Source organism: Pseudomonas sp. B22(2017), from assembly GCF_002113105.1.
GTDB classification, from domain to species: Bacteria; Pseudomonadota; Gammaproteobacteria; order Pseudomonadales; family Pseudomonadaceae; genus Aquipseudomonas; species Aquipseudomonas asiatica.
In genome coordinates this window covers 278,911-291,183 of the sequence record NZ_NEJN01000004.1, presented here as the reverse complement: position 1 = coordinate 291,183, position 12,273 = coordinate 278,911, and the positions used below count along the sequence as shown (strand labels likewise).

The 12,273-nt window shown below is 61.9% G+C and carries 11 protein-coding genes; 2 read left to right on the top strand and 9 right to left on the bottom strand.

The features are described 5' to 3' along the window. Window positions 1-828 (top strand): ammonia-dependent NAD(+) synthetase, encoded by an 828-nt coding sequence (gene nadE / locus CAG18_RS11675; protein ID WP_013974414.1) that lies wholly within the window; start codon window positions 1-3, stop codon window positions 826-828. Between the two features lie 80 nt (window positions 829-908). Here the strand turns inward: nadE and azu are convergent, their stop codons facing one another. Continuing rightward, window positions 909-1,358, bottom strand: coding sequence for an azurin (gene azu / locus CAG18_RS11670; RefSeq protein WP_015271990.1), 450 nt, complete (start codon window positions 1,356-1,358; stop codon window positions 909-911). 349 nt (window positions 1,359-1,707) lie between these two features. Here azu and CAG18_RS11665 point away from each other — a divergent pair, with 349 nt between their 5' ends. After that, complete coding sequence (locus tag CAG18_RS11665) at window positions 1,708-2,295, top strand: TIGR00730 family Rossman fold protein (protein ID WP_023660590.1); 588 nt, start codon at window positions 1,708-1,710, stop codon at window positions 2,293-2,295. A gap of 135 nt (window positions 2,296-2,430) precedes the next feature. Here the strand turns inward: CAG18_RS11665 and CAG18_RS11660 are convergent, their stop codons facing one another. The 8 genes from CAG18_RS11660 to rnr all read right to left on the bottom strand — a co-directional run bounded on the left by CAG18_RS11660 (window position 2,431) and on the right by rnr (window position 12,034). Beyond that, window positions 2,431-4,731, bottom strand: a complete 2,301-nt coding sequence (locus CAG18_RS11660; RefSeq protein WP_013974417.1) for a YgiQ family radical SAM protein — start codon at window positions 4,729-4,731, stop codon at window positions 2,431-2,433. A 116-nt stretch (window positions 4,732-4,847) separates the two neighbouring features. After that, window positions 4,848-6,245 (bottom strand): replicative DNA helicase, encoded by a 1,398-nt coding sequence (dnaB, locus tag CAG18_RS11655; RefSeq protein WP_015271992.1) that lies wholly within the window; start codon window positions 6,243-6,245, stop codon window positions 4,848-4,850. 113 nt (window positions 6,246-6,358) lie between these two features. Beyond that, on the bottom strand, window positions 6,359-6,805 hold the full coding sequence (gene rplI / locus CAG18_RS11650) for a 50S ribosomal protein L9 (protein WP_003249568.1): 447 nt from the start codon (window positions 6,803-6,805) through the stop codon (window positions 6,359-6,361). 20 nt (window positions 6,806-6,825) lie between these two features. After that, window positions 6,826-7,689, bottom strand: a complete 864-nt coding sequence (locus CAG18_RS11645; protein ID WP_003259010.1) for a hypothetical protein — start codon at window positions 7,687-7,689, stop codon at window positions 6,826-6,828. Between the two features lie 33 nt (window positions 7,690-7,722). After that, complete coding sequence (gene rpsR / locus CAG18_RS11640; protein WP_003249563.1) at window positions 7,723-7,953, bottom strand: 30S ribosomal protein S18; 231 nt, start codon at window positions 7,951-7,953, stop codon at window positions 7,723-7,725. Window positions 7,954-7,981: 28 nt separating this feature from the next. Further along, entirely contained in the window at window positions 7,982-8,407 is a 426-nt protein-coding gene (gene rpsF, locus CAG18_RS11635) for a 30S ribosomal protein S6 (RefSeq protein ID WP_013974420.1), read from the bottom strand. Window positions 8,408-8,714: 307 nt separating this feature from the next. Continuing rightward, window positions 8,715-9,461 (bottom strand): 23S rRNA (guanosine(2251)-2'-O)-methyltransferase RlmB, encoded by a 747-nt coding sequence (gene rlmB / locus CAG18_RS11630; protein WP_003259007.1) that lies wholly within the window; start codon window positions 9,459-9,461, stop codon window positions 8,715-8,717. Further along, window positions 9,458-12,034 carry a ribonuclease R gene (rnr, locus tag CAG18_RS11625; RefSeq protein WP_085720925.1) on the bottom strand — a complete coding sequence of 859 codons (2,577 nt, stop codon included), beginning with the start codon at window positions 12,032-12,034 and terminating at the stop codon, window positions 9,458-9,460. Before rnr ends, rlmB begins: the two co-directional genes overlap by 4 nt. Window positions 12,035-12,273 lie beyond the last annotated feature (239 nt).

Here is a 12,273-nt window from a genome sequence, read left to right as displayed (position 1 = left end):
ATGCAAGCGGTTCAGCAAGAGATTGCCCAGGCGCTGAAGGTACAGCCGCCGTTCGCCGACGCCGCCGCGCTCGAGGCCGAAGTCGCCCGGCGCGTGGCGTTCATCAAGGATTGCCTGGCCAACGCCCGGCTCAAGACCCTGGTGCTGGGCATCAGCGGCGGCGTCGACTCACTGACCGCCGCCCTGCTCGCTCAGCGCGCCATCAACGAGCTGCGCGCCGAAACCGGTGACAAGGCCTACACCTTCATCGCCGTACGCCTGCCGTACCAGGTCCAGCATGACGAGCATGACGCCCAGGCGTGCCTGGAAGTGATCAAGGCCGACGAAGTGCACACCGTGGATATCGCCCCGGCAGTACGGGCGCTTGCGGCTGAAGTGGTGGAGTTGAAGAACGGCTCGCCGACGCTGGTGGACTTCGTGGTCGGCAACGTCAAGGCACGCACCCGCATGGTCGCCCAGTACACCATCGCCGGTGCCCGCGCAGGCCTGGTGATCGGCACCGACCACGCCGCCGAGGCAGTGATGGGCTTCTTTACCAAGTTCGGTGATGGTGCCTGCGACCTGGCGCCGCTGAGCGGGCTGGTGAAGAACCAGGTGCGGGCGATTGCGCGCAGCTTCGGTGCGCCGGAGTCACTGGTGGAGAAGGTGCCGACTGCGGACCTGGAAGACCTGGCACCGGGCAAGCCGGACGAAGCCTCCCATGGCGTGACCTACCAGCAGATCGATGCCTTCCTGCATGGGCAGCCGGTTGACCAGGAAGCGTTCGATATCATCGTCGCTACCTACCGCAAGACCCAGCACAAGCGCGAACTGCCGTTCGCCCCTTGATCAGGCTGTAGAAAGACCTGTGGGAGCGGGTTCGGCGCCCCGGTGAACCCGCTCCCACAGGGTTCACCGTCAGCCTTTGATTACTTGACGACGACCTTGCCCTTCATCATCGAGATGTGGCCCGGGAAGGTGCAGAAGAAGCTGTAGTCGCCACCGGCTTCCAGCTTGGTAGCATCGAACTTCACCTCGGTCTCCTTCTCAGGAGCACCAATCATCTTGGTGTGGGCGATGATCGCGGCGTTGTCAGCCTTGATGTAGTCCTTTTCCAGACCCTGGCTCATGCCTTCGGTGGCAATGCCCTGCATGTCGGCAGTCTTGCTGATCACCAGGTTGTGGCCCATGACGTTCTTCGGCAGGTTACCGGAGTGGGTCAGTTTGACGGTGAATTCCTTGCAGCTCTTGTCGACGGTGATTTCCTTGGTGTTGTAGGACATCTGGTCGGTGGAGTCGACAGTCACCGAGCACTCGGCTGCGAAGACAGAAGCGCTGGCGAGGGTCAGCAGGGATACCGCTACAGCTTTCGCAAACATCATGAATCTCCTTGGCAGGGTTTTATCAATTGCGAGACTGCCTGAAACCGTTCAGCCCCTTGCTGATATGGGTCAAGGGGCTGTCAAGAGGCCAGCCAGTAGAATTGTTCAATGGATTGTATACAACCAATTCAAGGGCACATCATGCCCTTTTATTGGACGATGGGACAACCTCTCATTTAGGAGCAATACGAAATGACCCTTGGTAGCCTGATGAACAGCCTGCTGGCGGCCTACGCCCATGGAGCGACCGGCGCCATCTGCGAATTCTCCCGACCGGAGTGAAACCAGCCTTGGAACCGTAGGACATGGGCCTTACCCTGTCAGCCTGAGTGACTGGAGATGAGCAATGCCCGTACGTTCCGTTTGTGTGTTCTGCGGCGCCAGCATTGGTGCCAACCCCGCTTACCGTGAAGCGGCCATCGCGCTGGGCCAGGCGATAGCCCGTCGCGGCCTGACCCTGGTCTATGGCGGCGGCGCAGTTGGCCTGATGGGCACCGTCGCTGACGCGGCCATGGCGGCCGGTGGCGAAGTGATCGGAATCATCCCCGAGAGCCTGATGAATGCCGAAATCGGCCACAAGGGCCTCAGCCGCCTGGAAGTGGTCGACGGCATGCACGCGCGCAAGGCACGCATGGCCGAACTGAGCGACGCCTTTATCGCCCTGCCCGGTGGGCTGGGTACGCTGGAGGAGTTGTTCGAGGTATGGACCTGGGGGCAATTGGGCTATCACGCCAAGCCGCTGGGGCTACTGGATGTGAACGGTTTCTACGAGAAGCTGGGCGGGTTCCTCGACCATATCGTCGAAGAAGGCTTCGTGCGGCCGCAGCATCGGGCGATGTTGCTGCTGGGGCAGCAGCCCGATGAGCTGCTGGACGGGATGGACAGCTTTGTTGCGCCGGTGGCGCCGAAGTGGGTCGACAAGAAGCCCGACTAAACCTGTAACAGGGGCCGCTTTGCAGCCCAATCGCCGGCAAGCCGGCTCCCACAAGTACACTGCAACCCTTGGGCTTTGTGCAATTCCTGTGGGAGCTGGCTTGCCGGCGATTGGGCCGCAAAGCGGCCCCCGAAATCAGCGCGGGATCACTGGCTGACGCGGCTTCTTGTTGCCTTTGCCACCCTTGGCCGCTTCCTTGCGCTCCTTGGCCGCCTGCTGGTTACGTGCAAACGCTTCGGCCTTGGCTTTTTCACGCTTGTCCCACGGTTTGCTGCCATCACTGCCACGCGGGGGCAGGCCGGTGTGCTGGGTAAGGACCTTCTGCTCCTTGCCCACCTTGTGGCTACCCGCCGGGGTCGAGTTCTTGCGGCGCGCACTCTGGTAGGTATCGGTCTGCGGCTGGTGCAGCGGGATCAGCTGGTGCTTGCCCGGCCCGATCAGGTCGGCACGGCCCATGCGCTGCAGCGCCTCACGCAGCATCGGCCAGCCCTTCGGATCGTGGTAACGCAAGAACGCCTTGTGCAGACGACGCTGCTCCTCGCTCTTGACGATCTCCACACCTTCGCTCTTGTAGGTCACCTTGCGCAGCGGGTTCTTGCCCGAGTGGTACATGGCCGTGGCCGAAGCCATCGGCGACGGGTAAAACGCCTGCACCTGGTCGGCACGGAAGCCGTTGCCCTTCAGCCACAGGGCCAGGTTCATCATGTCTTCGTCGGTGGTGCCTGGGTGGGCGGCGATGAAGTACGGGATCAGATACTGCTCCTTGCCCGCCTCTTTCGAGAACTTCTCGAACATGCGCTTGAAGCGGTCATAGGTGCCAATACCCGGCTTCATCATCTTGTCCAGCGGGCCACGCTCGGTGTGCTCAGGGGCAATCTTCAGGTAACCACCGACATGGTGGGTGACCAGCTCCTTGACGTACTCCGGCGACTCCACCGCCAGGTCATAACGCAGGCCAGAGGCAATCAGGATCTTCTTCACACCCGGCAGGGCACGAGCCTTGCGGTACAGCTCGATCAGCGAGCTGTGGTCGGTGTTGAGGTTTTCGCAGATGCCCGGGAATACGCACGACGGCTTGCGGCAGTGCTTCTCGATGTCATGGCTCTTGCAGGCGATGCGGTACATGTTGGCAGTCGGGCCGCCAAGGTCGGAGACCACGCCGGTGAAGCCCGGCACCTTGTCACGCATCTCTTCGATTTCGTGCAGGATCGACTCGTGCGAGCGGTTCTGGATGATGCGGCCTTCGTGCTCGGTGATCGAGCAGAAGGTGCAGCCACCGAAGCAGCCACGCATGATGTTCACCGAGAAGCGGATCATCTCGTAGGCCGGAATGCGCTCCTTGCCGTAGGCCGGGTGCGGCACACGGGCATAGGGCATGCCGAACACGTAGTCCATTTCCTCGGTGCTCATGGGGATGGGTGGCGGGTTGAACCACACATCCACTTCGCCATGCTTCTGTACCAGGGCGCGGGCGTTGCCCGGGTTGGTCTCCAGGTGCAGCACCCGGTTGGCATGGGCATAGAGTACCGGGTCGTTACGCACCTTTTCGAACGACGGCAGGCGGATCACCGACTTTTCCCGGGTCATGCTCGGGCTGTCGAGAATCTGTACGACCTTGGCTTCGTTCGGGTCCTCCTGGTCGCCCTTGGCCTGCTCGATGGCACAGGCCTGGGTGTCCTGGGTATTCACGTACGGGTTGATGATCTTGTCGACGCGGCCCGGGCGGTCGATGCGGGTCGAATCGATCTCGTACCAGCCCTGAGGCGTGTCGCGACGCACGAAAGCAGTGCCGCGCACATCGGTGATGGTCTCGATCTTCTCGCCGTTGGACAGGCGCTGGGCCACCTCGACCACCGCGCGCTCGGCGTTGCCGAACAGCAGGATGTCGGCGCTGGCGTCGATAAGGATCGAGTGGCGGACCTTGTCCTGCCAGTAGTCGTAGTGGGCGATGCGGCGCAGCGAAGCCTCGATACCGCCCAGTACGATCGGCACGTGCTTGTAGGCTTCCTTGCAGCGCTGGCTGTACACCAGGCTGGCACGGTCCGGACGCTTGCCGGCCAGGCCACCAGGGGTGTAGGCGTCGTCGGAACGGATCTTCTTGTCCGCGGTGTAGCGGTTGATCATCGAGTCCATGTTGCCCGCGGCCACACCGAAGAACAGGTTCGGTTCGCCGAGCTTCATGAAGTCGTCTTTCGACTGCCAGTTCGGCTGGGCGATGATGCCCACGCGGAAGCCCTGGGCCTCCAGCAGGCGGCCGATGATGGCCATGCCGAACGACGGGTGGTCGACGTAGGCATCACCGGTCACAATGATGATGTCGCAGGAATCCCAGCCGAGCAGATCCATCTCCTCCCTGCTCATCGGCAGGAAAGGTGCTGGCCCGAAGCATTCGGCCCAGTACTTGGGATAGTCGTAGAGTGGTTTGGCTGCTTGCATGTCAGTGACCGGTTCTGGTGTGCAGGGAAATCGCGGGCGCGGAATATAGCACAAATTTTGACCAAATCCGACGATGGTTGTCGGATTCATGGCTTGCCGGCGATGAGGCCGGTGGCTTATTCGTCGTCGTCGAAGTTGTACATGCCCGGCGCAAGGTTCTCGAAGCGGGTGTACTTGCCGATGAACGCCAGGCGCACGAAGCCGATGGGGCCGTTACGCTGCTTACCGATGATGATTTCCGCCACGCCCTTGTGCTCGGTCTCAGGGTGGTACACCTCATCGCGGTAGACGAACATGATCACGTCGGCGTCCTGCTCGATCGCACCGGATTCACGCAAGTCAGAGTTCACCGGGCGTTTGTTCGGGCGCTGTTCCAGGGAGCGGTTCAGCTGCGACAGGGCGATGACCGGGCAGTTGAATTCCTTGGCCAAAGCCTTGAGCGAGCGGGAGATCTCGGAAATCTCGTTGGTCCGGTTGTCACCGGCCGAACCCGGGATCTGCATCAGCTGCAGGTAGTCGACCATGATCATGGCGATTTCGCCGTGCTCGCGGGCCAGGCGACGGGTACGCGCGCGCATTTCAGAGGGGCTGATACCGGCAGTATCGTCGATGAAAAGCTTGCGGTCGTTGAGCAGGTTCACAGCCGAGGTCAGGCGCGGCCAGTCATCGTCGTCCAGCTGGCCGGAACGCACCTTGGTCTGGTCGATACGGCCAAGGGACGAGAGCATACGCATGATCAGCGATTCACCTGGCATCTCGAGGGAGAACACCAGTACCGCCTTGTCGGTACGCAGTACGGCGTTTTCCACCAGGTTCATGGCGAAAGTGGTCTTACCCATCGACGGTCGGCCGGCGACGATGATCAGGTCGGCTGGCTGCAGGCCGCTGGTCTTCTCGTCGAGGTCGGTGAAACCGGTCGATACGCCGGTGATGTCACTGTCGGAGTTGAACAGCGTGTCGATGCGGTCGATGGCCATGGTCAACAGTTCGTTGACCCCCACCGGGCCGCCGGTTTTCGGGCGAGCCTCGGCAATCTGGAAGATCTGCCGCTCGGCGTCGTCGAGAATTTCTTCGGCGTTGCGCCCTTGCGGGTTGAACGCGTTGTCGGCGATATCGGTACTGATGCTGATCAGCTGGCGCAGGGTGGCGCGCTCGCGAATGATCGCGGCGTAGGCCTTGATGTTGGCCACCGACGGGGTGTTCTTGGCCAGCTCGGCCAGGTACGCCAACCCACCGACTTGCGAAGAAAGGCCTTCCTTGTCCAACTGCTCGTGCAGGGTCACCACGTCGAATGGCTGGTTGGCGTCGGCCAACTTGTGCACGGCACGGAAGATCAGGCGGTGGTCATGCCGGTAGAAGTCGCCATCCGATACCTGGTCCAGCACCCGCTCCCAGGCGTTGTTGTCCAGCATCAGGCCACCGAGCACGGCCTGTTCGGCCTCGATGGAATGCGGCGGCACCTTCAGGGCTGCGGTTTGCAGGTCAAGCTGTTCGGAAGTGGTGATCTCGTTCATGGCCACGAAAGAATTCTGGAGGATGAAAAAGACAAAGGGCACGGCCTGTCGAAAACAGGACCGTGCCCGATGTTAACCGCCTGCCCCACAAGGAGCCAGACAGTCAGCGCAGCTTAGGCAGCTACGACGACCACGCGTACGGTGGCTTCAACGTCGCTGTGCAGGTGCACGGCTACGTCGTATTCGCCAACCTGACGGATGGTGCCGTTCGGCAGACGAACTTCAGCCTTGGCCACTTCAACGCCGGAGGCGGTCAGGGCGTCAGCGATGTCGTGGGTGCCGATCGAACCGAACAGCTTGCCTTCGTCGCCAGCGGTGGCAGTGATGGTCACTTCCAGCTCGGCCAGTTGGGCAGCGCGGCTTTCAGCCGAAGCTTTCTTGTCAGCAGCTGCTTTTTCCAGCTCGGCGCGACGCTCTTCGAACGCAGCCAGGTTGGCGGCGTTGGCAACGGTGGCCTTGCCGAATGGCAGCAGGAAGTTACGGCCGTAACCAGCCTTAACTTTTACTTTGTCGCCCAGGTTGCCCAGGTTAGCGACTTTTTCCAGCAGGATCAGTTCCATTTGGTAAAACCTCTTAACTTTTAACCTTCACCGTTCGCGGAGTCATTCCCCTTGGGGGACTTGCGACCGCGAAAATCAATCAGGCTGTCGACAATGGCCAGAACCACCAGCAACGGATAAATCAGCTGCATGATCAGCGGCAGCGTCACGTACATGCCCACCAGCCAGAAACCGGCCAGTCGACCCTGTGCCACCAGCCCATGCATCAAGGCGATGCCGGCCAGCACCAGTACCAGGCTGGAGGCCGATGCCAGGACGATGAACTGCGGCCCAATGAACGGGGCCACCACCATCACTGCCACCAAGACCGCCATGGTCTGTTTCGGCAACTTCAGGGCGCGAAACTCGCGACCGAAGCCTCCAGGGTTGTACAACGCTGCCTGCCAGTAGCGCGCCAGCACCAAGGCCAGCACACTGAACAATTGCACCGTCACTGCTGTGGAAGCGACCAGCACAGGGCGGATCAGCTCACCGGAGAGCACCGGCTGCCCCTCGATTTTCGGCATGGCTTCGGCAAAGGCCTTGGCCAGTACATCGAAGGTTTGCGCCAGCGCCAGATCGAGCACGAGGCTGAAAGCCACGGCGAACACGGCACTGACCAGCAACACCCGGCTCCAGGGATGCTCGGCGCGCAACAGCGCAGCCAGGCCCAGGGCACCCGCGATCACCAGAAAGGTGATGGGATCGCCCATGACCCACACGGCCAGCCCGGCCAGCAGGCCGCCGGCGATGACCGTTGTAGCATCCTTGAACCCACGCCGCAGCAGCACAAGGCTGCCGGCAGCGGCACTCAACCAGAACAGCAGCGGCAGTACCGCGCTGATGACCACCACCAGGGTGGCCTGCACACGACCGCGCATGATGAAACTTGCTAACGCTCGCATGCTAATCCCTTACTGCTTGTCGACGACCCGGTCTCAGCGGCCGTGGCTGTCGGTGTAGGGCAGCAGGGCCAGGAAGCGGGCGCGCTTGATAGCGGTAGCCAGCTGACGCTGATAACGAGCTTTGGTACCGGTGATACGGCTTGGAACGATCTTGCCGGTTTCGGATACGTAAGCTTTCAGGGTGTTGAGATCTTTGAAGTCGATCTCTTTCACGTCTTCAGCAGTGAAGCGGCAGAATTTACGACGACGGAAGAAACGTGCCATTTAATAGGCTCCTCTAAAGGTCCGTGGATTACTCGTCAGCGTTATCGCTGGAGTCGCTGTCATTGCTGTCGTCGCCGTCGGCGGATTCAGCATGCTCAGGACGCTCACGACGCTCACGGCGCTCGCTGCGGTTTTCTTCAGCCTTCAGCATCTCGGACTGGCCGGTAACGGCTTCGTCACGACGGATGACCAGGTTACGGATAACGGCATCGTTGTAGCGGAAGTTGTCTTCCAGCTCGGCCAGGGCCTTGCCGGTGCACTCAACGTTCAGCATCACGTAGTGAGCCTTGTGAACATTGTTGATTGCGTAGGCCAGTTGACGACGGCCCCAGTCTTCCAGGCGGTGGATCTTGCCACCATCTTCTTCGATCAGCTTGGTGTAACGCTCAACCATGCCGCCGACTTGCTCGCTCTGGTCCGGGTGAACCAGGAAGATGATTTCGTAATGACGCATGAATGCTCCTTACGGGTTAGTAGTCTGCCAGCGAATCTGGTCAGACAAGGAGTGAATGACACTGTATGTCTTGCACGGAGGGGAGGCACATGCGCGCCTGCCAGCTCGGCAAGGGGCGCAATTGTAGAGAAGGCGAGGCGTACAAGCAAGGTGATTGGTGAATATTTGAACAGCCTGAAAAATATTCAGAATGTGTCAGGGCCCATTCGCGGGCACGCCCGCTCCCACAGATCAACTGCTGCCTTTGGCATTGCAGATTACCTGTGGGAGCGGGCGTGCCCGCGAAGAGGCCGGCGCAGGTTATAGATCAGCGCTTGGCCTGACGCTGACGCACAGCCTCGAACAGGCACACGCCAGTCGCCACCGACACGTTCAGGCTGCTGACACTACCGCCCATCGGCAACTTCACCAGGAAATCGCAATGCTCGCGGGTCAACCGGCGCATGCCCTTGCCTTCCGCGCCCATGATCATCACCAACGGCCCAGTCAGGTCCTGCTGGTAGATCTCCTGCTCGGCCTCGCCGGCGGTACCTACCACCCACAGGCCACGCTGCTGTAGTTTTTCCAGGGTGCGCGCCAGGTTGGTCACAGCCACAAGCGGGATCACCTCCGCAGCGCCACAGGCCACCTTGCGCACGACCGGTGTCAGGGTTGCGGACTTGTCCTTGGGCACCACCACTGCCGTGGCGCCGGCGGCATCGGCGGTACGCAGGCAGGCGCCAAGGTTGTGCGGGTCGGTCACACCGTCCAGCACCAGGATCAGCGGTGGTGTTTCGGTGCGTTCGAGCAATTCCTCGAGCATCAATTCGCCCCAGACCTGGCTCGGGCTCACCTCGGCGACCACACCCTGGTGCACGCCTTCTACCCAGGCATCCATCTCACGACGCTCGGCCTGGCCGACCGCCACGCGATTTTCCGCAGCCAGCGCCAGCAACGCCTGCAGGCGAGGCTCGCTGCGCCCTTCCGACAGCCAGATCTGCTTGACCCGCTTCGGATGGTGCTGCAGCAATGCCTGCACGGCGTGCACGCCGTAGATCTTTTCCAGCTGACTCATGACTTGCTCTTGCTCTTGCGTGGCGCGCCGGACTTCGACGGGCCTTTACGGTGCTTGGTCGGCTTGCCGGAGGCCTTGCCGCCCTTTTCCGACTTGCTGCTGGCATGGCCGCCACTGCGCGCCTCGCTCATCAGTGCCTTCTTCATTTCGCGGCTCTTGCGCACTTCGGCGTTACGCTGCACAGCGTCTTTCGGGAAGTACGCCTCGGCGGTCTCGCTCTTGCGGCTGCGCGGCTTCGGTGTGGCCTTGGCCTCGACCGGGGCCTGCTCGGCCTGGCCGGCAGCCGGTGCGGCACCACGCTGCTTGCGGCCGATCGGGGCGGCGAGGGTCTTTTCCGACACTTCGAAGTCGATCTTGCGTTCGTCCAGGTCGACGCGCATGACCTTGACCTCGATCGTGTCGCCCAGTCGGAAGCTGCGACCGGTACGCTCGCCAGACAGGCGGTGGTGCACCGGGTCGAAGTGGTAGTAGTCACCCGGCAGCGCACTGACGTGCACCAGGCCTTCCACATAGATATCGGTCAGCTCGACGAACAGGCCGAAACCGGTTACCGCAGTGATCACACCCGGGAAGGTTTCGCCGACGCGGTCCTTCATGAACTCGCACTTGAGCCAGTTGACCACGTCACGGGTGGCTTCATCGGCCCGGCGCTCGGTCATCGAGCACTGCTCGCCGAGCTGCTCGAGAGTGTTCTCGTCGTACGGGTAGATACGCGCCTTGGGAATGCTCATGGCGCCAGCACGCTTGACGTGCGGGGTGTCGACCCTGGAACGGATGATGCTGCGGATGGCGCGGTGCACCAGCAGGTCCGGGTAGCGACGGATCGGCGAGGTGAAGTGGGTGTACGCCTCGTAGTTCAGGCCGAAGTGGCCGTTGTTGTCGGTGCTGTACACCGCCTGGCTCAACGAACGCAGCATCACGGTCTGGATCAGGTGGAAGTCCGGGCGCCCGGCGATGCTCGCCAGCAGTGCCTGGTAATCCTTCGGCGACGGATCCTTGCCCTTGTGCAGGGTCAGGCCTAGTTCGCCCAAGAAGGCGCGCAGCTTTTCCAGACGCTCCGGCGGCGGGCCGTCGTGCACGCGGTACAGGGCCGGCACGCCGTGCTTCTGCAGGAATTCGGCGGTGGCCACGTTGGCCGCCAGCATGCATTCTTCGATCAGCTTGTGGGCGTCGTTGCGCACGGTCGGGCGGATTTCCGCGATCTTGCGCTCGTCACCGAAGATGATGCGGGTTTCCTGGGTCTCGAAGTCGATCGCGCCACGGGCGTGACGGGCCTCCACCAGCACCTTGTACAGGTTGTACAGGTTCTTCAGGTCCGGGACGACTGCCTTGTACTCCTCGCGCAGCGCCTTGCCCTCACGGGTGCGGGAGTGCTCGAGCATGCTGCTGACCTTGTTGTAGGTCAGGCGGGCGTGGGAGTGGATGACGCCTTCGTAGAACTGGTAGTCGACCATCTGGCCGGCTTTGTTCATGGTCATTTCGCAGACCATCGCCAGGCGATCGACATGCGGGTTCAGCGAGCACAGGCCGTTGGACAGCTCTTCGGGGAGCATCGGTACCACGCGCTCGGGGAAGTACACCGAGTTGCCGCGCTGCTGGGCCTCGACGTCCAGGGCCGAGCCCAGGCGAACGTAGCTGGACACATCGGCAATGGCCACATACAGGCGCCAGCCACCGGAGAACAGGCGCAGCTTGCCCAGCGGTTCGCAATAGACCGCGTCGTCGAAGTCGCGGGCGTCCTCGCCGTCGATGGTGACGAACGGCAGGTGGCGCAGATCGACGCGCTTCTCCTTGTCCTTCTCTTCGACTTCGGAGCGGAACTTGCGCGCCTCCTTGATCACCTCTTTGGGCCAGACGTGCGGGATATCGTAGCTGCGCAGGGCAACGTCGATTTCCATGCCCGGCGCCATGTAGTTGCCGATGACCTCGACCACATCGCCCTGCGGCTGGAAGCGCGGCGTCGGCCAGTGGGTGATCTTGATCTCGACGAACTGGCCGATCTTGGCCCCGCCGTTGCGCCCGGCGGTGACCAGCACTTCCTGCTGGATCTTCGGGTTGTCCGGGGTCACGTAGCCGATACCGCCTTCTTCGAAGTAACGGCCGACCACGCTTTCGTGGGCGCGGGAGATGATTTCGACCAGCACGCCTTCACGGCGGCCACGGCGGTCGACGCCAGAGACGCGGGCCAGGCCGCGGTCACCATCGAACACCAGGCGCATTTGCGACGGGCTGAGGAACAGATCTTCGCTGCCGTCGTCCGGAATAAGGAAGCCGAAGCCGTCGCGGTGACCGGAGACGCGGCCGCAGATCAGGTCCAGCTTGTCTACCGGGGCATAAGTGCCGCGCCGGGTATAGATAAGCTGGCCATCGCGCTCCATGGCACGCAGGCGGCGGCGCAGGGCTTCGATCTGGTCTTCGTCGTAAAGACCGAACTCGGCCGCCAGCTCCTCGCGTGCGGCCGGTTCGCCACGGTCGGCGAGGCGCTGCAGGATCAGCTCACGGCTGGGAATGGGGTTGTCGTATTTTTCCGCTTCGCGAGCGGCCTCGGGATCGAGGGATTGCCAATCGGCCATCAGAAGGGGTTCACCTTGGGGTATATAGATAGGAATTCTGGCATAGGCGTATTGAAACCGGAAATGTCAGCCTTGGACAGCCCCACCGGCGTGTCTGGCGAGGACGAATAGGCCTGCGGAATCAACAAGTTGAATTTTTTGAAATTTTTTTTGCTTGGGGGGTTTACAGCCCCCCGGACCGTCCGTATAGTGCGCACCACAACGACGGACAACCCCGAAGTTGTAGTAGAGATGAGCGG

Coding starts and splice junctions, on each gene's coding strand:
- rnr (WP_085720925.1), bottom strand. CDS start 12,034: ATGGCCGATTGGCAATCCCTCGATCCCGAGGCCGCTCGCGAAGCGGAA.
- rplI (WP_003249568.1), bottom strand. CDS start 6,805: ATGGAACTGATCCTGCTGGAAAAAGTCGCTAACCTGGGCAACCTGGGC.
- CAG18_RS11665 (WP_023660590.1), top strand. CDS start 1,708: ATGCCCGTACGTTCCGTTTGTGTGTTCTGCGGCGCCAGCATTGGTGCC.
- dnaB (WP_015271992.1), bottom strand. CDS start 6,245: ATGAACGAGATCACCACTTCCGAACAGCTTGACCTGCAAACCGCAGCC.
- rlmB (WP_003259007.1), bottom strand. CDS start 9,461: ATGAGTCAGCTGGAAAAGATCTACGGCGTGCACGCCGTGCAGGCATTG.
- rpsR (WP_003249563.1), bottom strand. CDS start 7,953: ATGGCACGTTTCTTCCGTCGTCGTAAATTCTGCCGCTTCACTGCTGAA.
- CAG18_RS11645 (WP_003259010.1), bottom strand. CDS start 7,689: ATGCGAGCGTTAGCAAGTTTCATCATGCGCGGTCGTGTGCAGGCCACC.
- CAG18_RS11660 (WP_013974417.1), bottom strand. CDS start 4,731: ATGCAAGCAGCCAAACCACTCTACGACTATCCCAAGTACTGGGCCGAA.
- rpsF (WP_013974420.1), bottom strand. CDS start 8,407: ATGCGTCATTACGAAATCATCTTCCTGGTTCACCCGGACCAGAGCGAG.
- azu (WP_015271990.1), bottom strand. CDS start 1,358: ATGTTTGCGAAAGCTGTAGCGGTATCCCTGCTGACCCTCGCCAGCGCT.
- nadE (WP_013974414.1), top strand. CDS start 1: ATGCAAGCGGTTCAGCAAGAGATTGCCCAGGCGCTGAAGGTACAGCCG.